Below are 20503 nucleotides of genomic sequence, written 5' to 3' on the forward strand. Positions count from 1 at the left end.
GTCTCCCCTCAGTGATTGACACTACGCAATACGTTGTCGACGGCCGTGCCGAGCTTGTCGACGATCTCGTCGATCTCCTCAGCCGAAGCGATATAGGGCGGCGCCAGCAGCACGTGGTCGCCGCGGACCCCGTCCACGGTGCCGCCGCCGGGATAGCAGCCGAGCCCGTTGGCAAAGGCTTCTGCCTTGATCTTCTGGTTGAGCTTGAGCGCCGGATCGAACGACGTCCGGCTGGCGCGATCGGCGACGAGCTCGATCGCCCAGAACAGGCCGCGCCCCCTGATGTCGCCGACATGGCGGTGATTGCCGAAGCGTTCGACGAGGCGCTGCTCGAGCTGCTTGCCGCGCTCCTTGACGCGATCGAGCAGCCGATCCTCGCGGATCACATCCTGCACCGCGAGCGCGGCCGCGCAGGCGAGCGGATGTGCCATATAAGTGTGGCCATGCTGAAACGCGCCGGAACCGGCGCGAATGGTGTCGATGATCCTGCCGCTCGCGAGCATCGCGCCGATCGGCTGATAACCACCACCGAGGCCTTTTGCGATGGCCTGGATGTCGGGCGCGACGGCTTCCTGTTCCCACGCGTGTGTTGTGCCGGTGCGGCCCATGCCGCACATGACCTCGTCGAGGATGAGCAGCGCGCCGTGCCGGTCGCAAATCTCGCGCACCGCCTTGAAGTAGCCGTCCGGTGCCGTTACGGCACCGGCGGTCGCGCCGACGACGGGCTCGGCGAGGAATGCTGCGACGGAGTTGGGACCGAGCCGTTGAAACTCGGCTTCGAGCTCGGCCGCGAGCCGCGCCACGAACTGCGCATCCGACTCGCCGTTGTGTTTCTCATGATAGGCAAAGGCGGGAGTCACGTGGCTAAAGGCGGCCGACAGCAACGGCGCATAGGGCGCACGCCGCCAGGCGTTGCCGCCGGCGGCGAGTGCGCCCAGCGTATTGCCGTGGTAGCTCTGCCGCCGCGCGATGAAGTGCTGCCGCTGCGGCTCGCCGCGCTCGATGAAATATTGCCGCGCTAGCTTGATGCTGGCTTCGATCGCCTCCGATCCGCCGCTGACGAAATAGACGTAGGCGAGACCGCCCGGCTCCTGCCCGACCAGTGTTTCGGCGAGCGCCTCCGCCGGCTCGGACGAGAAGAATGCGGTGTGGGCATAGGCCAGCGTCGAGGCTTGCTTGGCCATCGCCGCGATCACGCGCGGGTGCTGGTGGCCGAGGCAGGAGACCGCTGCGCCGCCGGAAGCGTCGATCACGCGGCGGCCGTCCTCGGCGAAGAGGTAGACGCCTTCACCGCCGATCGCCTTGGGCGGCGGCGTCTCGCGCAACGAACGATGCAGCACGCGGCTGATGCGAGCGGCCATGGATCAACCTTTCTCTGAAACATAGGTGGAGGCTGCGGCCAGCCGCACCTCGGTATCCTGAAGGCGCTTCTTCGCCGCCGTGCCGCCGAGCGAGAACGTCACGGCGGCCAGCGACTGCGCAATCGCGATTGCGCCGGTGAGGCTCGGGAAGAAGCCGGGGGAGGAGGCCGCTTCGAACAGCAGCACATGGTCGGCGCCTTCGGCCATCGGAGCCGCCACGCGGTCCGCAATCGCGATCAAGGTTGCACCGGCGCGATAGGCAGCCTGTGCGACCCGGACGCTCGCATGCGTATAGGGCAGAAAGCCGATGACGATGACGGCTTCGCCGGGGCGAAAGGCGCCGAGGTCGAGATCGTCAGGACCGGACCCGCCGACGATCTGCACCTGATCGGGACGGAACAGCCGCAACTCGTAGTTCAGCAACTCCGCGACGCTGCGGCAGCTTCGATAGCCGGTGATCCAGATCCGCTTTGCGATATGCAGTGCGTGCGCCGCCTCCGCAATCGGCTGCGCTGGAATGCGCAGAAGCCCCGCAGCCTCGGCGTCGAGCTTGTCGGTGACGAGGGCGACATCGGCGTTGGGGCCGTGGCGGCGGCTTTTCGCGCGGACGGAGAAAGGCGCCAGCTGCAACGGCCGCCTCGCTTCCGTCAGCGCGGCGCGCAATTCGTCCCAGCCGGAATAGCCGATTGCTTTCGCAAGCCGCGTAAACGCGGCGGGATCGGCGCCGGCAACCGCTGCAAGGTCGCGCATTGAACGGGTGGTGGCGTCGTAATCGTTGGCCGCGACGAAGCGCCCGACCTCCTGCAGCCGCATCGGGAGCGATGGCAGTGCAATGCGCAGTTCGCTCAGGGGCGAGGATTTCGCGGGCTCGGCCATGAAACATTTGTTGCACGAACTGAAGATTGGTGCAACAGTTGACGTGCGCCGCCGGAAATCGCTGCTCTCGATGAGGATTTTTGTGCTGTGACCACCGATGATCCCAGACCGCCGCCACGCCGCCGTTTGTCTGTCGCACTCGGAAGCCGCGAGCTGAAGGGCCTGTTCTGGCAAGTCCTGGTGGTCGGGATTGCGGTCGCGGTCGTCGTCTTTCTCTGGTCCAACACCGTCACCAACCTGTCGGCCCGCCGCATTACCACCGGCTTTGCCTTCCTCGGCCGCGAGGCCGGCATGCCCATCGCCGATAGTCTCGTCGCCTACAATCCGAGGGATACCTACCTCTGGGCCTTTGTCGTCGGCGTCGCCAACACCTTGCGCGTCGCCGTGATTGGTATCGTGCTCGCGACGATTTTGGGCACGCTGATCGGGATCTCGCGGCTGTCGGCCAACTGGCTGCTCTCCCGCCTCGCCGCCGTCTATGTCGAGGTGCTGCGCGACATCCCGCTGCTGCTCCAGCTGCTGTTCTGGTATGTCCTGATGCAGGCGCTGCCGGCCGCGCGCGCGGCGTTTCGGCCGATCGATGGCGTGTTCCTCTCCAACCGCGGCCTGATCCTGCCGGCGGTCCCGATCGGGAGACCGCAACTTTGGGTGCTCTGCACGGCCGTGCTGGGCGTAGCCGTGTTCTACGGCGTCCGGCGATGGCTGATCGCGCGGCAGATGCGCGACGGCAAGCCACGGCCGGCTTGGCCTTTTGCGCTTGGTCTCATCGTGGTGCTTCCGGCGCTCGTGTCCGTGTTGCTCGGCGTGCCCTGGACGATCGAATGGCCCGAGTTGCGCGGCTTCAACTTCGTCGGCGGGCTGACGCTCGCGCCTGAGTATTTTGCGCTGCTGATTGCGCTCGTTACTTATACCTCCGCCTTCATCGCCGAGATCGTGCGCAGCGGCATCCAATCGGTGCCGCGCGGCCAGTGGGATGCCGCCAATGCGCTAGGCTTGCGTCGCAGCTTCATGCTGCGGCAGATCGTCTTGCCGCAAGCTATGCGGGTGATTGTGCCGCCGATGACTAGCCAATATCTCAACTTGACCAAAAACTCCTCGCTCGCGGTGGCGATCGGCTACCAGGACGTCGTCTCGATCGCCAACACTACGCTGAACCAGACCGGACAGGCGATCGAGGCGATCGCGTTGATCATGGCGGTGTTCCTGACCATCAGCCTCGGCATCAGCTTCTTCATGAACTGGTACAATGCGCGCATCGCGCTGGTGGAGCGCTGAGCATGACGGCCGTTACCGACATGCCGGACGTACCGCGCGCAGCTCGCCGCCCGCAAATGGGAAACCCGGTGCTGCGCTGGCTGCGCACCAACCTGTTCTCGTCGATCCCGAACGGCATCCTCTCGGTCGTGCTGCTGGCGGTGCTCGCGAGGGGCGTCATCGGTTTCGTGCAATGGGGCATCGCCAATGCGGTCTGGCTCACGCCGGCCAACGACTCCAGCGCCTGCCGTGCCGCGCGCGGTCTTGGCGCTTGTTGGGCGATCATCCCCGAAAAGTACCGCTTCATCCTGTTCGGCACCTATCCGTTCGACGAACAGTGGCGGCCGGCGCTGTCGGTCCTGCTGTTCATCGCGCTGTTTTATCTGTCCTCCCGCCGCGCCTTGTGGCGCCGCGAGCTGGTCTATCTCTGGATCGCCGTGCTTGGCCTGATCAGCGTGCTGATGTGGGGCGGCGTGCTCGGCTTGTCATTCGTTTCGCAGGATCGTTGGGGCGGCTTGCCGGTGACGCTGATCCTCGCCACCTTCGGCCTCGCCTTCGGCTTTCCGCTTGGCATCCTCGTCGCGCTCGGCCGGCGCTCGAATCTGCCGGCGATTCGTTCGCTCTCGGTGGTCTATGTCGAGCTGATCCGCGGCGTGCCGCTCGTGAGCCTGCTGTTCATGGCGAGCGTGATGTTTCCGCTGTTCATGCCCAGCGGCTTCAACATCGACAAGCTCCTGCGGGCGCAGATCGCGATCATCCTGTTCGCGGGCGCCTACCTTGCCGAAGTCATCCGCGGCGGCCTTCAGGCGGTGCCACGCGGGCAGTATGAGGCCGCCGATGCGCTCGGCCTGTCCTATTGGCGCAAGAATCGGCTGATCGTCCTGCCGCAGGCGATCCGCCACGTCATCCCGCCGCTGGTCAACACCTTCATCGCCTTCTTCAAGGATACCAGCCTCGTCCTGATCATCGGCATTTTCGACCTGCTGACCACAGCCAAGACCGCGATCATCGATCCCGCCTGGCAGCAGTTTTCGGTCGAGGTCTATATCTTCGTGGCGGCGATCTATTTTGTCTTCTGCTTCGCGATGTCGCGCTACAGCCGGAGTCTGGAGGCAACGCGCGAGAGGTGAGGATCTCTTCCTTCTCCCCTTGTGGGAGAAGGTGGCGCGAAGCGCCGGATGAGGGGCTCTATCGTCGAATTCGGACGGTGAGATTGCCCCTCGCGGAGAGATACCCCTCACCCGTCTCGCCGCTATGCGGCGAGCCACCCTCTCCCACAAGGGGGCCCACAAGGGGAGAGGGTGCTACCGAGCTCGCGCTTTGAAACGATTACGTCTTCACCTTCGGATCAATCGGCGTCGTGCCGCGCAGGCCCAGAATATCCTCCAACACCTTTGCGCCCGCGATGACCTGCGCATCTGCGCGCGGCGCACCGACGACCTGCACGCCGACCGGCAGGCCCGAGGCGGTGAAGCCGCAGGGCAGCGACAGCGCGGGGCAGCAGGCGAGCGTGATGGCGTAGACGATGCCGAGCCATTCGACGTAATTGTCGAACCTCTTGCCGGCGCATTCGGCGACATAGCGGTTCTCGATCGGGAAGGGCGGCACGATCGTCGTCGGCACCAGCAGGAGATCATAGGTCTGGAAGAACTCGACCGCGCGCGCGGTCATCCCGACGCGCTGCGCCTCGGCGCGTTCGAGCTGCTCGACGGTGAGCTTGAGTCCTTCCTCGATATTCCAGATCACCTCGGGCTTGAGCAGGTCGCGTTTGGTCCGCAGCAGCTGCGCCTTGCTGATTGCGAAGTCGAACGCGCGCAGCACGTGGAAGCATTCGTGCGCTTCGCGCCAGTCGGGATGGGCTTCCTCGACGGTGGCGCCGGCCTCTGTGAAGCGCTCCGCCGCCTTGCGCGTGATCGCCTTGACCTCGGAATCGACCGGCGTGATGCCCAGATCGGGCGAATAGGCGATGCGCAGCGGTTTCGTGCCCGATCGCGCCGCCGAGAGAAACGAGGTCGAAGGCGCCGGCAGCGACAGCGGGTCCGCGGCATAGTCGCCGCTCATGGCGTCGAGCAGCAGCGCGAGATCCTCGACGTTGCGGGCCATCGGGCCCTGGACGCCAAGATTGCGGTCGATGCCTGCCTTTGGTGTATGCGCGACGCGGCCGATGCTCGGCCGCATGCCGACGACGCCGCAGAAGCTTGCGGGGCTGCGCAGGCTGCCGCCCATGTCGGAGCCTTGCGCGAGCCAGGCCATGCCGGTTGCAAGCGCCGCGGCGGCGCCGCCTGAAGAGCCGGCCGCAGATTTGGTCGTGTCCCACGGATTGAGGGTTGCACCGAACACTTCGTTGAATGTGTTGGCGCCGGCGCCGAACTCCGGCGTGTTGGATTTGGCGTAGACGACCGCGCCATTGTCTTCGAGGTGCTCGACCATGAGATCGGACTGTTTGGGCACATTGTCCTTGAAGATTGGCGAGCCCTGCGTGTTCAGCACGCCGGCGACATCGGTCAGGTCCTTGATCGGCACCGGCAAGCCCGCAAGCAGCCCACGCGCGCCGGCCGGCTTCTGCATCAGCGCCTTGGCGTTGGTCCGCGCACGGTCGAAGCACAGCGTGGGCAGCGCATTGACCTTGCCGTCAACCTCGGCGATGCGCTTCTCCAGCACATCCAGAAGTTCGAGCGGGGAGACATCGCCGGAACGCAGCTTGTCGACGATCGTGCAGGCGGTTTCGCAGATCAAGTCTTGAGACAATTAGTTTACTCCTATGCATATTCTAGGCTCCGTCATTGCGAGCGAAGCGAAGCAATAGAAATATACCTGTGGCGGCCGTCTGGATTGTTTCGCTTCGCTCGCAATGACGAGGAAAGCGTTAGCCCCATCCCGCGCTGATGCCGCCATCCACCGTATAGATGACGCCCGACGTATAGCCGGAGCGATCCGACGCCAGAAACGTCATGAGGTCGCCGATCTCGCGCGCATGCGCAGGCCTGCCGAGCGGCAGGCTCTTCTGGAATTCCTTGTAGCGGGTCTCGTCGCCGAGCTGTTGCTTGGCCCGCGTCTTCAGCAGCGTCACGTGACGGTCGGTGCCGACCGGACCAGGATTGATGCCGACCACGCGGATGTTGTCGGCAAGGCTCTTGCCTCCGAGTGCGCGCGTGAAAGCCATCAGCGCGGCGTTGCCGGCGCTGCCGCAGATGTAGTTGGCGTCGAACTTTTCGCCGGCAGCACCAATGTCGTTGACGATCACGCCGCCGCCCTTGGCCTTCATCTGCGCGTAGATCAGTCGCGTCAGGTTGATGTAGCCGAACACTTTCAGCTCCCAGGCGTGCCGCCAGGTCGCCTCGTCGATCTTGTCGATGGAGCCGCCGGGGATGTCGCCGGCGTTGTTGACGAGCACGTCGATGTCGGCGGCTTCTTTCGCCAGTCGCGCCAAATCCTCGCTCTGGCGCAAATCCACGATGCTCGTGACGGCGTCGATCTGATGCGCAGAGCGCAGGCGCTCGGCCAGCGCCTTGAGCTGATCGCCGCTGCGGGCGGCGAGCAGCAGATGGCAGCCTTCCTCGGCGAACGCCTCGGCGGCGGCTGCGCCGATGCCCTTGGACGCGCCGGTGATCAGGACGCGCTTGCCACGTAGATGCAGATCCATAGGAGTTAACTCGCAGGAAAGGAACAGGATGAAATCAGTAGGCGGTCGGCCGCGCCACGGTCAACATTGCAGTGCAGCGTTGCACTGCCGCTGACTTTGGTCCATTGCAGTGCGATCAAAAAAGGCGGCGGCTGCCGGACTAACCAGGGACGTTTTTGATGAGCAAGAAGCAATACCGGATCGCGGTCATTCCCGGCGATGGCATCGGCAAGGAAGTCATGCCTGAAGGCCTGCGCGTCTTGGAAACGGCGGCGAAGAAGCACGGGGTCTCCCTGCATTTCGATCATTTCGACTTCTCGTCCTGGGACTATTATGAGAAGCACGGCCAGATGATGCCGGACGATTGGAAGGAGAAGATCGGCAAGCACGATGCGATCTATTTTGGCGCGGTCGGCTGGCCGGCCAAGATCCCCGATCACGTTTCGCTGTGGGGTTCGCTGATCAAATTCCGCCGCGAGTTCGACCAGTATGTGAACCTGCGGCCGGTGCGGCTGATGCCAGGCGTGCCGTCGCCGCTGGCGGGCCGCAAGCCCGGCGACATCGATTTCTGGGTGGTGCGCGAGAACACGGAAGGCGAATATTCCTCCGTCGGCGGCCGCATGTTCCCGGAGACCGACCGCGAATTCGTGACGCAGCAGACCGTGATGACCCGCGTCGGTGTCGACCGCATCCTGAAATTCGCCTTCGAGCTTGCGCAGTCGCGGCCGAAGAAGCACCTGACGTCGGCGACCAAGTCCAACGGCATCTCCATCACCATGCCCTATTGGGACGAGCGAGTGGAGGCGATGGCGAAGAACTTTCCGAGGGTGAAGTGGGACAAATACCACATCGACATTTTGACCGCGAACTTCGTGCTGCATCCGGACTGGTTCGACGTCGTGGTCGGCTCAAACCTGTTCGGTGACATCCTCTCCGACCTTGGCCCCGCCTGCACCGGCACCATCGGCATTGCGCCGTCCGGGAACATCAATCCCGAGGGTAATTTCCCATCGGTGTTCGAGCCGGTGCATGGCTCGGCGCCCGATATCGCGGGTCAGGGCATCGCCAACCCGATCGGCGCAGTCTGGTCGGGCGCGATGATGCTCGAGCATCTCGGCGAGAAGGAAGCCGGCAAGTCGATCGTCGATGCAATCGAGCGAACGCTCGCAGAACGCACACTGCGCACCAGGGATCTCGGCGGCAACGCCGACACGACAGCCTGCGGCAAGGCGGTCGCTGAGATGGTGGATTAGGATGCTGCTTTCCCTCTCCCCTAGTGGGAGGGGGTGCTTTCGATGCGAAGCATCGAAGACGGGTGAGGGGTCTCTCTCAGTGAGTGAGGCTCTCACCATTGAATTCGCGGATGCACCCCCTCATCCGGCGCTTCGGGGCACCTTCTCCCACAAGGGAGAAGGAAATCAGCATTGCTGGCCGTGCAATCAACCCACGATCTTTTCGATCGCCGCCTGATCCAGCCCGAACCGCTTCCCGGCCTCCAGAATCTCCTGCCAGGTAGTCGGGTCGACCGGAATGCCTTCGGCGAGCCGCTTCTTCTTTGTCTCGCGCTCGGGCTCGCCGGCGATCTTCACCTTGTCGACGCCGGGGGCGGGCGGTGAGCCGGTGTGCCAGGCGACGAAGCTCTCGACTTCGCGCGCCAGGTTCTCGCCCGTGCCGAGCTTGCTCGGGTCGATCAGGATCGAGAGCATGCCATTAAGGACGCGCCGCTTGCCGTCGGCCGGGCTTTTGACAACCTCGCCGCCGGAGAGTGCGCCGCCAAGCAGTTCGCACACCAGCGCCAGTCCCGAGCCTTTGTGCTCGCCGAACGGCAGGATGGCGCCGTGCGGCGCAATCACGGTGTAGCGGGGATTGTTGGTGGGCCTGCCTTCGTTGTCGATGATGGTGCCGGGCTCGAGTTCGACGCCCTTGTTGTGGGCGACGCGGGTTTTGCCCTGCGCGATCTTGCTGGTGGCGAAGTCGAGCACGATCGGTTCCTTGCCGGCGCGCGGGATGCCGACGCAGAACGGGTTGGTGCCGTGGCGCGCATCGCTGCCACCCCAGGGCGCCACGATCGGCCGCGAGATCACGTTGACGAAGTGGATCGATACCAGCCCGTGATCGATGCACTGCTCGGCCCAGTGGCCGATGCGTCCGATATGGTGCGAGTTCGACAGGCCGACCACGCAGACACCGTTGCGCTTGGCACGCTCGGCACCGAGTTCCATCGCCTCATGGCCCATCACCTGGCCGTAGCCGGTGAGGCCGTCGAGCGTGAGCAAGGGGCCCGTGTCCATCACGATCTTGACGTGCTGGTTGACGGCGAGGCCGCCCTCGGCGACCGCTTCGGCATAACGCGGGATCATGCCCACGCCGTGGGAGTCGTGGCCCTTCAGGTTCGCTTCGACGAGGTTGGTGGAGACCAGCTCGGCTTCGCGGTCCGTCGAGCCGCCTGCCTTGGCGATGGCGCGGATGGCGTTGGTGAGCGGCTGTGCCTTGATGTTGCGATACTCGGCCATTGTTGTTGTTCTTATCCCTTCGCGATCCGGCGGCAGTGTTGCCACGCTGCCTCGATTAGATTCTCGCTCGCCTCCGGCGTGCGGAACGCCGAATGCGCCGACAACGTCACGTTCGGCAGTTTTGTCAGCGGATGATCGCCGGGCAGCGGCTCTATGTTGAAGACGTCGAGGCCGGCATGGCGGATGTGGCCGGACCTCAGCGCGTCGATCATCGCGGCCTCGTCGACGACCGCGGCGCGGGCGGTGTTGATGAGGATGACGCCCGGCTTCATCGCAAACATCATCTCGCGCGTGATCATGCCACGGGTCTCGTCATTGAGCAGGAGATGCAGCGAAACAACGTCGCTTCTTGCCAGCACCGTGTCGAGATCGGTGAACTCCACACCGGGATGGCTCTTCGGCGAGCGGTTCCAGGCAATCACCTTCATGCCGCTGCCTGATGCGATACGCGCGACTTCCGCGGCGATGCCGCCGAAGCCGATGAGGCCGAGCGTCTTGCCGGTGAGCTGCATGCCGTCCTCGCGCAGCCAGTTGCCGACACGCATCTCGCGATCCATCATCGCGATCCCACGGGCCGACGCCCACATCAGCGCGATCGCGGATTCCGCGACCGCCGTGTCGCCATAACCCTTGATCAGATGCACGGAGATGCCGAGCTGGCTAAGTTCTTCCGGGTTCATGTAGCTGCGCGCGCCGGTGCCGAGAAACACGACGTGCTTAAGGCCAGTGCACTTCTTCGCAATTTCGGTCGGCAACGCGGTGTGGTCGACGATCGCGATCTCGGCGCCGTCGAGGATGTCTGGATACTGTTCGGGCTTGATGTCGGGATCCCTGTGGATCCGCACCTTGGGATCGCCAGGCTGCTCCAGCCGCCCCATGATCACGGCCAGGGCTTCGTTGGCGTCGACGAAAACTCCGCGCATGGCGCTACTCCACTTAATCAGGACGCGACGCCGGCGATTGCCAGCACGGTATGCATGAGGACGTTGGTGCCTGCGGCGCAGTCGGGCTGCGTCGCATCCTCGAGTTCGTTGTGGCTGATGCCGTCCTTGCAGGGCACGAACACCATTGCGGCCGGCATGATGGTGTTGAGGTTGCAGGCGTCGTGGCCGGCGCCGGAGGTGATGCGGCGCGAGGAATAGCCGAGCGTCTTCGCCGCATTCTCGACCGCCGCAATCAGCTTGGGATCAAAATGTGTCGGCGGCTTGCGCCAGACCAGGTCGATGGTCACCTCGACCTTGCGACGCGCGGCGATCTCGGCGATTGCAGCGCGCAGATCACGATCGAGCTCATCCATGATTGCGCCATCCGCGCTGCGGCAATCCATCGTGAAGGCGATCTCGCCGGGAATGACGTTGCGCGAGGGATTTGCGATCACGGCTTCGCCGACGGTGCCGACCGCGTTCGGCCCGTGCTTCTTCGCGATGCTCTCCATCGCCAGCACGATCTCCGATAGCGTCGCCAGAGCATCGCGCCGCAGCGGCATCGGCGTCGACCCCGCATGGCTCTCAAAGCCGGAAATCTTGCCATCGTACCAGAGTACGCCCTGGCCGGAATCGACCACGCCGATGGTCTTGCCTTCGGCTTCCAGAATCGGGCCCTGCTCGATGTGCAGCTCGACGAAGCAGCCGAGCTTCTGGAAGCCGACCAGCTTATCGCCACGATAGCCGATGCCGTCGAGCGCCTGGCCGACGGTGGTGCCCTCGGCGTCCTTGCGCGACAAAATGTCGTCGGTGGTGAAGTCGCCGACATAGGCGGCGGAGGCCATCATCGCAGGCGCGAAGCGCGAGCCTTCTTCATTGGTCCAGTTGACGACGCAGATCGGCGCCTCTGTCTCGATTCCGGCGTCGTTGAGCGTGCGGATCACCTCAAGCGCGCCGAGCGTTCCCAGAATGCCGTCATACTTGCCGCCGGTCGGCTGCGTGTCGAGATGCGAGCCGATGCCCACCGGCAGCCTCGACATGTCCCGTCCCTTGCGCAACCCGAACTGAGAGCCGAGCGCATCGACATGCACCTCCAAGCCGGCGTCCTCGCAAGCCTGGCGGAACCAGTCGCGCACCTGCTTGTCCTCTGCGCTCAAGGTCAGCCGGCGCACGCCGCCTTTGGCTGTTGCGCCGAATTGCGCGGTCTCGTGGATGGAGCCCCAGAGGCGGACGGAATCGATTTGCAGGTTGGTGGCGGCTCGGCTCATGCGGTCAGTCTCTCAATTGTCCGGCGTCTTTTTCAATGACGCGCTGGCGCGGGCTCGTCAACCGCGAGGCTGCTCTGCGCAATCTGCCGTGCAAGCTCGGCAACGCGCTCCACCGCCACGACGTCGGGCGAAGCGAGCCAGCTCGCCGTGAACGTCAGCGGCGCGATGTTCAGATCCGTATCAAGCAGTTGCAGCCGTCCGTCCGCGAGCTCGTTCTCGACGATGGCGTTGGGGATCACGGCAATGCCAAGTCCCTCGACCGCCATGTGAATGACGGTCGCAAGCGATGCGGAGGCGTGCAGGCGGATCGGCGGCAGCTCGGGCCGGTCGAACACCTCGCGCACGACTTCGTAGGGCCTGGTCTTGCGCGGGAAGGTGATGATCGGAAACCGCGCCAACTCCACCCGCGTGACCGGTCCATCGCCAAGTCCGAGCGAAGGGCTTGCGAGCAGGCCAATGGGATAATCCGCCAGCACGCGGTTATGTACGCCGGAGGCCGACAGCGGCCCTACCACAAATGCAAGCTCGATCTCCTGCGCGAGCAGGCGTGCTGTGAGGTTCGGGGTGATGTCGACCTCGATCTCGAGCGACAGGTTCGGATAGACTTCGTTCATGCTCTTGACGAGCCTCGGCAGCCAGGTGTGCACGATGGTCTCGGCGACGCCGAGCCGCATCACGCCGCGCATCGCCGAGCGGTCGCCGACCTCGGCCACCATTGCGGCGCGCAGGCCGATCAGCTTCTCCGCATAGACCATCATTTGCCGGCCACTCGGCGTCGGCGAGGCCACGCGATGGTCGCGGTTGAGGAGCTTCACGCCCATCTCGCGTTCCAGTTGAGCGATGCGCTGGGAGATCGCGGGCTGGGTCGTATTGAGCCTTTGTGCAGCGCCACGAAAGCTGCCGAGCTTTACAACCCAGAGGAATGTCTCGATCGATCTGAAGTCCAGCATTGGAAGGATTTTCCCGATCGATAAGGTAGTTTTATCGATATTGATTAGAAACGAAGATTAGACTTTATAGCACGCCTGGTATTGGCTGTCTTTGTCGAGTTTATAGGCAGGTCGATAACATGACTGTTTTGGTGGCAGCGCAGCAAACTGAAACGCCCGACGCCCTCCCGAGCCGTCTGGCGCGGCTTGCCTATCGACGTGGTCAGGTCGGTTCGACCGCGGGTGTTGCCCCCGGCTTCGTCCAGGGCAATTTGGCGATCCTGCCAGCGGAATATGCCAGCGCCTTCCACCGCTTCTGCCAGCTCAATCCGAAGCCGTGCCCGATCATCGGCATGTCAGACGTCGGCAGCCCCCACATTCCCTCGCTCGGCGCCGATCTCGACATTCGCACCGACGTGCCTCGCTACCGCGTCTGGCGCGACGGCGAGGTGGTCGACGAGCCGACCGACGTGACGAAGCATTGGCGGGATGATCTCGTCACCTTCGTGCTCGGCTGCTCGTTCTCATTCGAAGAGGCTCTGCTCGACGAGGGCATGCCGATCCGCCACATCGAACAGAACGTGCGCGTGCCGATGTACCGCACCAACATCGCGTGCGGCGAGTCCGGTCCGTTCGCCGGCCCGATGGTGGTGTCGATGCGCCCGTTCAAGGCGGCGGATGCGATCCGCGCGGTGCAGATCACCTCGCGCTATCCCGCCGTGCACGGCGCGCCGGTGCATCTCGGCCATCCTCACCTGATCGGCATCAAGGACATTGCCAAGCCCGACTATGGCGATCCGGTGCCGGTCGCCGACGACGAGATTCCAGTGTTCTGGGCGTGCGGCGTCACGCCGCAATCGGTGATCAACGCCGCCAAGCTGCCGTTCGCGATCACGCATTCGCCGGGCTTGATGCTGGTGACGGATCTCAAGAACAGGAACATGGCCGTGATTTAGTGGGCAGCATTGCTCCTTCTTCGGGCTTTACCGCATCCATCAATCACTTCATTCGATCAATCGAAATTCAGTAACAGGGGACTTTGCCATGACGATCTCTCGCCGCGACGTATTGCTAGGTGCCACCGCCACTGCCGCGCTGATGCCGCTGTCGGCCCGCGCGCAGATCTCGGAAGTCGTGATCGGCGTCATCTATCCTTTCTCCGGCGGCAGCGCCCAGCAGGGCGTCGACGCGCAGAAGGCCTATGAGACCGCGCTCGAGGTCATCAACAAGGACACCGATTTCGACCTGCCGCTGGCGAAGGGCGAAGGCCTGCCCGGCCTTGGCGGCGCCAAGATTCGCCTCGTGTTCGCCGACCACCAGGCCGATCCGCAAAAGGGCCGCGCCGAGGCCGAGCGCCTGATCACGCAGGAGAAGGTCTCCGCCATCATCGGCACCTACCAGAGCGCGGTCGCGGTCACCGTCAGCCAGATCTGCGAACGCTACCAGATCCCGTTCGTGTCCGCCGACAACTCGTCGCCGAGCCTGCATCGCCGCGGTCTCAAATATTACTTCCGCGCCTCCCCGCACGACGAGATGTACTCGGCCGCGATGTTCGACTTCTTCGACGCCATGAAGAAGAAGAAGGGCACCAAGATCGACACGCTCTCGCTGTTCCACGAGGACACCATCTTCGGTACCGATTCCGCCAACGCCCAGGCCAAGATCGCCGGCGAGCGCGGCTACAAGATCGTCACCGACATCAAGTACCGCGCCAACTCGCCGTCGCTCTCCGCCGAGGTGCAGCAGATCAAGACTTCCAATGCCGACGTGCTGATGCCGTCGAGCTACACCACCGACGGGATCCTGCTGGTCAAGACCATGGCCGAGCTCGGCTACAAGCCGAACGCGATCGTGGCGCAGGATGCCGGCTTCTCCGAGAAGGCGCTCTACGACGCCGTCGGCGACAAGCTCGAAGGCGTGATCTCGCGCGGCACCTTCTCGCTCGACCTCGCGCAGAAGCGCCCGATGGTCGGCAAGATCAACGAGATGTTCAAGGCGAAGTCGGGCAAGGACTTCAACGATCTCACCTCGCGCCAGTTCATGGGCCTGATCATCCTCGCCGACGCGATCAACCGCGCCAAGTCGGCCGATGGCGAGAAGATCCGCGATGCGCTGGCTGCGACCGACATCCCGGGCGAGCAGACCATCATGCCCTGGAAGCGCGTCAAGTTCGACGAGATGGGTCAGAACAACGACGCCGACCCGGTGCTGCTGCAATATGTCGGCGGCAAGTTCGTCACCATCTTCCCGCCGCAGGCCGCGATCGCCGAGGCGATCTGGCCGATGAAGTAAGTGGCGCGCAGGGCAGGTGGGGACCAAATACTGTGACAGCCGAGAGCACCGAACTTCTTCACCGCATCGTCATTGCGAGCGCAGCGAAGCAATCCAGGAATGTATCCGTGGAGACAGCCTGGATTGCTTCGTCGCATCAGCGCAAAATTGCTTCGCAATTTTGTCGCGAGCTCCTCGCAATGACGGATGCTGTAGCTCCCGCCCTCATCCTGAGGAGCGGGCGCAGCCCGCGTCTCGAAGGACGAGGGCGGGCCCATCCTTCGAGACGCGCGCTTAGGCGCGCTCCTCAGGATGAGGGCGTATTGCGGGGGACAACCTTTTGACAGCCCAAGCCATTATCCAAAGTCTCGCGAGTGGCTTGCTGATGGGCCTGCTCTACGGACTGATCGCCGTCGGCCTTGCGCTGATCTTCGGCCTGATGGACGTCGTGAACTTCGCCCATGGCGAGTTTCTGATGATCGCCATGTACGTCAGCTTCTTCCTGTTTGCGTTCTTCGCCATCGACCCCCTGCTGTCGGCGCCGCTGGTTGCCGCGGCACTCTTCGTGTTCGGGGCGGTGGTCTATCTATTGATCGTACGCTTTGCCATGCGGGCCAAGGCCAATGCCGGCATGGTGCAGATCTTCTCGACCTTTGGCCTGGCCATCGTGATGCGCGGGCTGGCGCAGTTCTTCTTTACGCCGGACTACCGCAGCATTCCGCAGTCCTGGCTTGGCGGCAAAACCATCTCGGTCGCCGGCGTCTTCCTGCCGGAGCCGCAACTGATCGGCGCGCTGGTCTCGATTCTCGCCTTTGCTGGCCTCTACTTCTTCATCCATCGCACCGATTTCGGGCGCGCGCTGGAAGCGACGCGTGAAGACCCTGGTGCGGTCGCGCTGGTCGGCATCGATAAGAACCGCGTATTTGCGCTGGGCTGGGGCCTCGGCGCCGCGCTGGTCGGTCTCGCGGGCGCGATCATGGCGAGCTTCTTCTACATTTATCCCGACGTCGGCGCGTCCTTTGCGCTGATCGCCTATGTCACGGTTGCGCTCGGCGGCTTCGGCAGCGTGTTCGGCGCCTTCGCCGGCGGCATCATTGTCGGTCTCGTCGAAGCCACCACCGCTCTGGTGCTGCCGCCCTCGCTGAAATCGGTCGGCATCTACGCCGTGTACCTGCTGGTCGTCTTCATCCGGCCGCGCGGCCTGTTCGGGCAGATGTGATGGACAAGAATTTTGCCGCGCGGCGCCGCCGCGACCTGATCATCGCCGCGGTGCTGGCCGCATTGGCCGCGCTCGCCCCGCTGTTCGTGAAGGACGTCTACGTCCAGAACATCCTGATCCTGACCTTGATGTATGCGGCGCTGTCACAGAGCTGGAACATCCTGTCCGGCTATTGCGGACAGATCTCGCTGGGCCACGCGCTCTATTTCGGCATCGGCGCCTACACCACCGAGCTCCTGTTCACCAAATTCGGCGTGCTGCCCTGGTTCGGCATGCTTGGCGGAGGCGTGATTGCGGCCTTGATCGCAATGGGGCTCGGTTATCCGTTCTTCCGCCTGCGCGGCCATTACTTCGTGATCGCGACCATCGTCATCGCCGAGATCGGGCTGCTCCTGTTCCAGAACTGGGAGTGGGCGGGGGCTGCGATGGGAATCACCATTCCGGTGCGCGGCGACAGCTGGCTGAAATTCCAGTTCATGCGCAGCAAGCTGCCGTACTTCTATTTCGCGCTGGTGCTGTGTTGTCTCGCCTGGTTCGTCACCTGGTGGCTCGAAGACTCCAAATGGGGTTTTTGGTGGCGCGCGGTGAAGGACAATCCGGAAGCTGCCGAGAGCCTCGGCGTCGTCGTGTTCAACTCCAAGATGGGCGCGGCTGCCGTCTCCGCTTTCCTCGTTGCCATCGGCGGCGCCTTCTATGCGCAGTTTCTCGCCTATATCGATCCTGAGAGCGTGATGGGCTTCCAATTTTCGCTGCTGATGGCGCTGCCGGCCGTGCTCGGCGGCATCGGCACCCTCTGGGGCCCGGTGCTGGGTGCGGCGATTCTGATTCCGATGACGGAGCTGACGCGCTCTTACATCGGCGGGTCCGGCCGCGGCGTCGATCTCATTGTCTACGGCACGCTGATCGTGCTGATCTCGCTGGCCTTGCCGCAAGGCCTGGTGAGCCTGTTCTCGCGGGGGAAGTCGAAGGGAGCCACACGATGACCGCGCTCCTCGAAACCCGCGGCGTCTGGCAGCGCTTCGGCGGCCTCGTCGCCAACAGCGACGTCTCGATCTCGGTCGGGCGCGGCGAAATCGTCGGGCTGATTGGGCCGAACGGCGCCGGCAAGTCGACGCTGTTCAATCTCATCGCCGGCGTGCTGCCGCCGACCCAGGGCACGATCTGGTTCGACGGCGAGGATGTCACCAAAATGCCGGCTGCCGAGCGTTGCCAGCGCGGCGTCGGTCGCACCTTCCAGGTCGTCAAGAGCTTTGAGACCATGACGGTCATCGACAACGTCATCGTCGGCGCGCTGGTGCGCAACACCGTGATGCGCGAAGCGCGCCGCAAGGCGCATGAGGTGCTGGAGTTCACCGGCCTTGCCGCCCGGGCCGACGTGCGCGCGAGCGATCTCGTGCCGGCCGAGAAGCGCCGCCTCGAAGTCGCGCGCGCGCTCGCGACCGAGCCAAAACTGCTGCTGCTCGACGAAGTCCTCACCGGCCTGACGCCGACCGAGGCGCAGACCGGCGTTGCGCTGGTGCGGAAGGTTCGCGATGCCGGCATCACCGTGCTGATGGTCGAGCACGTCATGGAGATCGTGATGCCGCTGGTCGATCGCGCCATCGTGCTCGATCTCGGCAAGGTCCTGGTCGAGGGCAAGCCTGCCGATGTCGTCTGCGATGCCAAGGTGATCAGCGCATATCTGGGAGATCGTCATGCTGTCGGTGCATGAAGTCACGACCGCCTATCAGGGCCTGGTCGCGATCTCCGCGGTCAGCATTGAAGTCGCCAAGGGCGAGATCGTGTGCGTGGCCGGCGCCAACGGCGCGGGCAAGTCGACGCTGCTCAAATCCATCGCCGGCGCCGAGCGCCCGCGTTCGGGCACGGTGACGTTCGACGGCAAGCGCCTCGACGGCATGGCGCAGCATCACGTCACGGCCACCGGCATCGCCTACGTGCCGGAGAACCGCCGCCTGTTTCCGCGTCTTTCCGTGCGCGACAATCTCCGCCTCGGCAGCTATCTCTACCGCGGCGACGCGAATCGCGAAGAGCCGCTCGATCTCGTTTTCACGCTGTTTCCGCGCCTGTCCGAACGCCTGGACCAGCGTGCCGAAACGCTAAGCGGCGGCGAGCAGCAGATGCTCGCCATCGGCCGCGCCCTGATGACGCGCCCGCGGCTGCTGATGCTGGACGAGCCCTCGCAGGGCATCATGCCAAAGCTTGTCGACGAGATCTTTCAGGCGGTCAGACGCATCCGCGACGCCGGCATGACCGTCCTGATCGTCGAGCAGCGCATGGCCGAATGCCTTGAGATCGCCGACCGTGCCTACATCCTGCAGACCGGCCGCGTGCTGATGCAGGGTCCGGCGGCCGAGATCAGGGGCAACCCGGACGTGCGAAAGGCGTATCTGGGGCTGTAGCTTTCTGAACCGCCGCCATAGACTCCGCCGTCATCCTGAGGTGCGCGCCCTTGCGCGCCTCGAAGGATGGGCCGCAAGCGCCCGTGGCCCATCCTTCGAGGCTTCACCTTGCGATGCAATTGCATCGCAAGGCTTGCACCTCAGGATGACGTCAGAGAGTGTGGCTAATGCCCATGATCCGGCAGCGTCACCCCGAATACCTTGACCAAATCCGTCACCTGCTCCGCCGACAAATACCGCGGGTTCATCCCGCGTAGCAGCAGGTACAGCTTTGCCGTCTCCTCCAGCTCCTCCGTCGCGAACACGGCCGCCTCCAGCGTGTCGCCGGCGACCACCGGGCCGTGATTGGCGAGCAGCACCGACGAATATTTCCCCGCCAGCCCCTTGATCGCATCGGCGACCGCGGGATCACCGGGGCGGTAGTAGGGCACGAGCGCGGTGGCGCCGCATTTCATCAGATAATAGGCCGTCATCGGCGGCAGTGCGGCGCGCGGGTCGATCTCGGGCAGCATCGAGAGCGCGACCGAGTGGGTGGAGTGCAGATGTACGATCGCGCGTGCACTTTCGCGCGTGTCGTAGAGTGCTGTGTGCAGCGGAACTTCCTTGGTGGGCGCATCACCTGAGAGGAGGCGCTCCCGGCCATCCAGCCGCGACAGCCGCGCCGGGTCGAGGAAGCCGAGGGAGGCATTGGTGGGCGTCACCAGCCATCCACCATCATGCATCTTGACGCTGATATTGCCGGAGGAGCCAGGCGTCAGCCCGCGTTCGAACAGGGAACGCCCGAAGCGGCAGATGTCCTCGCGAAGCCGTGTCTCGCTCATGGCCGTCATGCCTGCTTGTCTCACGCTTTGGCAGCGCGGCCAAGCCGTGTTATTCGGTTGCCGAGCTGCCGCAAAGGGCGGCCGTCCGGGAAACGTTCGTAAGGATCAGCCGCATGTCCGCCTCCGCGTCACAAAATCAGCGCATCGCCGTCATCGGGCTCGGCTCGATGGGCTTTGGCATGGCGAACTCGCTGAAAAAGACCGGCTTTGCCGTCACCGGCTGCGACGTCTCCACCGATGCGGTGGCGCGCTTCGTCAAGGACGGCGGTGCCGGCGCCAAAACGCCGGCCGAGGCGGCCAAGGACGCCGACATCGTGGTCAGCGTCGTCGTCAATGCCGCGCAGACCGAAGCGGTCCTGTTCGGCAAGGATGGTGCCGCCGAGACCATGCCGAAGGACAGCGTCTTCATCTCCTCTGCCACCATGGATCCCGACGTGGCGCGCCGCCTCGCCAAACAGCTGGAGGCCACCGGCCGGCATTACCTCGATGCACCGATCTCCGGCGGCGCGCAGCGCGCCGCGCAGGGCGAGCTGACGATCCTTGCCTCCGGCAGCCCCGCCGCTTTCACGAAGGCGCGACCGGCGCTCGATGCCATGGCCGCCAAGCTCTACGAACTTGGCGATGCCGCGGGGCAGGGCGCGGCCTTCAAGATGATCAATCAGTTGCTTGCCGGCGTGCACATCGCGGCTGCCTCGGAGGCGATCGCGTTCGCCGCCAAGCAGGGCCTCGACATCCGCAAGGTCTACGAGGTGATCACGGCGTCCGCCGGCAATTCCTGGATGTTCGAGAACCGCATGCCGCACGTGCTCGACGGCGACTATACGCCGCGCAGCGCGGTCGAGATCTTCGTCAAGGACCTCGGCATCATCCAGGACATGGCGCGCACCGCCAGATTCCCGGTGCCGGTCTCGGCCGCGGCCCTCCAGATGTTCCTGATGACGTCAGCCGCCGGCATGGGCCGCGACGATGACGCGTCGGTGGCGCGGATGTATGCGCAAGTCACCGGCGTCAAGTTGCCCGGCGACAAATAAGACAAATAAGGAAGAG

At 64.3% G+C, this 20503-nt stretch carries 19 protein-coding genes; 10 read left to right on the plus strand and 9 right to left on the minus strand.

The window, feature by feature from the left end:
* Window positions 1-8: 8 nt before the first annotated feature.
* Window positions 9-1361 (minus strand): aspartate aminotransferase family protein, encoded by a 1353-nt coding sequence (locus tag IVA82_RS00570; RefSeq protein ID WP_247389379.1) that lies wholly within the window; start codon window positions 1359-1361, stop codon window positions 9-11.
* Between the two features lie 3 nt (window positions 1362-1364).
* Window positions 1365-2237 carry a MurR/RpiR family transcriptional regulator gene (locus IVA82_RS00575; protein WP_247389378.1) on the minus strand — a complete coding sequence of 291 codons (873 nt, stop codon included), beginning with the start codon at window positions 2235-2237 and terminating at the stop codon, window positions 1365-1367.
* An 87-nt stretch (window positions 2238-2324) separates the two neighbouring features.
* On the opposite strand from IVA82_RS00575, the gene IVA82_RS00580 reads away from it, so the two are divergent.
* Complete coding sequence (locus IVA82_RS00580) at window positions 2325-3512, plus strand: ABC transporter permease subunit (protein WP_247389377.1); 1188 nt, start codon at window positions 2325-2327, stop codon at window positions 3510-3512.
* 2 nt (window positions 3513-3514) lie between these two features.
* Window positions 3515-4621, plus strand: coding sequence for an amino acid ABC transporter permease (locus IVA82_RS00585; protein ID WP_247389376.1), 1107 nt, complete (start codon window positions 3515-3517; stop codon window positions 4619-4621).
* 199 nt (window positions 4622-4820) lie between these two features.
* Here IVA82_RS00585 and IVA82_RS00590 read toward each other — a convergent pair whose 3' ends face one another.
* Both IVA82_RS00590 and IVA82_RS00595 read right to left on the minus strand, forming a co-directional pair.
* Window positions 4821-6239 (minus strand): amidase family protein, encoded by a 1419-nt coding sequence (locus tag IVA82_RS00590; protein ID WP_247389375.1) that lies wholly within the window; start codon window positions 6237-6239, stop codon window positions 4821-4823.
* Window positions 6240-6357: 118 nt separating this feature from the next.
* Window positions 6358-7134, minus strand: a complete 777-nt coding sequence (locus tag IVA82_RS00595) for an SDR family oxidoreductase (RefSeq protein WP_247389374.1) — start codon at window positions 7132-7134, stop codon at window positions 6358-6360.
* Between the two features lie 158 nt (window positions 7135-7292).
* Here IVA82_RS00595 and IVA82_RS00600 point away from each other — a divergent pair, with 158 nt between their 5' ends.
* Window positions 7293-8366 carry a tartrate dehydrogenase gene (locus IVA82_RS00600; protein WP_247389373.1) on the plus strand — a complete coding sequence of 358 codons (1074 nt, stop codon included), beginning with the start codon at window positions 7293-7295 and terminating at the stop codon, window positions 8364-8366.
* 186 nt (window positions 8367-8552) lie between these two features.
* Here IVA82_RS00600 and IVA82_RS00605 read toward each other — a convergent pair whose 3' ends face one another.
* The 4 genes from IVA82_RS00605 to IVA82_RS00620 are packed head-to-tail and all read right to left on the minus strand — an operon-like array spanning window position 8553 to window position 12767.
* The gene (locus IVA82_RS00605) at window positions 8553-9626 is read right to left on the minus strand and encodes a malate/lactate/ureidoglycolate dehydrogenase (protein ID WP_247389372.1); all 1074 of its coding nucleotides are present in this window, start codon (window positions 9624-9626) and stop codon (window positions 8553-8555) included.
* Window positions 9627-9637: 11 nt separating this feature from the next.
* Window positions 9638-10549, minus strand: coding sequence for an NAD(P)-dependent oxidoreductase (locus IVA82_RS00610; protein ID WP_247389371.1), 912 nt, complete (start codon window positions 10547-10549; stop codon window positions 9638-9640).
* A 17-nt stretch (window positions 10550-10566) separates the two neighbouring features.
* On the minus strand, window positions 10567-11817 hold the full coding sequence (locus IVA82_RS00615; protein WP_247389370.1) for a Zn-dependent hydrolase: 1251 nt from the start codon (window positions 11815-11817) through the stop codon (window positions 10567-10569).
* Between the two features lie 32 nt (window positions 11818-11849).
* A complete protein-coding gene (locus tag IVA82_RS00620) occupies window positions 11850-12767 on the minus strand; it encodes a LysR family transcriptional regulator (protein ID WP_247389369.1) in 918 nt (305 codons plus the stop codon).
* A 119-nt stretch (window positions 12768-12886) separates the two neighbouring features.
* Between IVA82_RS00620 and IVA82_RS00625 the strand changes: the two genes are divergently transcribed.
* From IVA82_RS00625 to IVA82_RS00650, 6 genes are all read left to right on the plus strand, one after another.
* Window positions 12887-13702, plus strand: a complete 816-nt coding sequence (locus IVA82_RS00625; RefSeq protein ID WP_247389368.1) for a putative hydro-lyase — start codon at window positions 12887-12889, stop codon at window positions 13700-13702.
* 88 nt (window positions 13703-13790) lie between these two features.
* Complete coding sequence (locus IVA82_RS00630; protein ID WP_247389367.1) at window positions 13791-15038, plus strand: ABC transporter substrate-binding protein; 1248 nt, start codon at window positions 13791-13793, stop codon at window positions 15036-15038.
* Between the two features lie 364 nt (window positions 15039-15402).
* Window positions 15403-16236, plus strand: a complete 834-nt coding sequence (locus IVA82_RS00635) for a branched-chain amino acid ABC transporter permease (protein WP_247389444.1) — start codon at window positions 15403-15405, stop codon at window positions 16234-16236.
* Window positions 16236-17219 (plus strand): branched-chain amino acid ABC transporter permease, encoded by a 984-nt coding sequence (locus IVA82_RS00640; RefSeq protein WP_247389366.1) that lies wholly within the window; start codon window positions 16236-16238, stop codon window positions 17217-17219. The genes IVA82_RS00635 and IVA82_RS00640 overlap by 1 nt, the downstream gene beginning before the upstream one ends.
* Window positions 17216-17947, plus strand: coding sequence for an ABC transporter ATP-binding protein (locus tag IVA82_RS00645; protein WP_247389365.1), 732 nt, complete (start codon window positions 17216-17218; stop codon window positions 17945-17947). The genes IVA82_RS00640 and IVA82_RS00645 overlap by 4 nt, the downstream gene beginning before the upstream one ends.
* Window positions 17931-18635: an ABC transporter ATP-binding protein gene (locus IVA82_RS00650; protein ID WP_247389364.1), complete on the plus strand. Its 705-nt coding sequence runs from the start codon at window positions 17931-17933 to the stop codon at window positions 18633-18635. Before IVA82_RS00645 ends, IVA82_RS00650 begins: the two co-directional genes overlap by 17 nt.
* 164 nt (window positions 18636-18799) lie before the next feature.
* Here the strand turns inward: IVA82_RS00650 and IVA82_RS00655 are convergent, their stop codons facing one another.
* Complete coding sequence (locus IVA82_RS00655) at window positions 18800-19465, minus strand: aldolase (RefSeq protein ID WP_247389363.1); 666 nt, start codon at window positions 19463-19465, stop codon at window positions 18800-18802.
* 104 nt (window positions 19466-19569) lie between these two features.
* On the opposite strand from IVA82_RS00655, the gene ltnD reads away from it, so the two are divergent.
* Entirely contained in the window at window positions 19570-20487 is a 918-nt protein-coding gene (ltnD, locus tag IVA82_RS00660; RefSeq protein WP_247389362.1) for an L-threonate dehydrogenase, read from the plus strand.
* Window positions 20488-20503 lie beyond the last annotated feature (16 nt).

It is taken from the genome of Bradyrhizobium sp. 142, from assembly GCF_023074015.1.
Classification (GTDB): Bacteria; Pseudomonadota; Alphaproteobacteria; order Rhizobiales; family Xanthobacteraceae; genus Bradyrhizobium.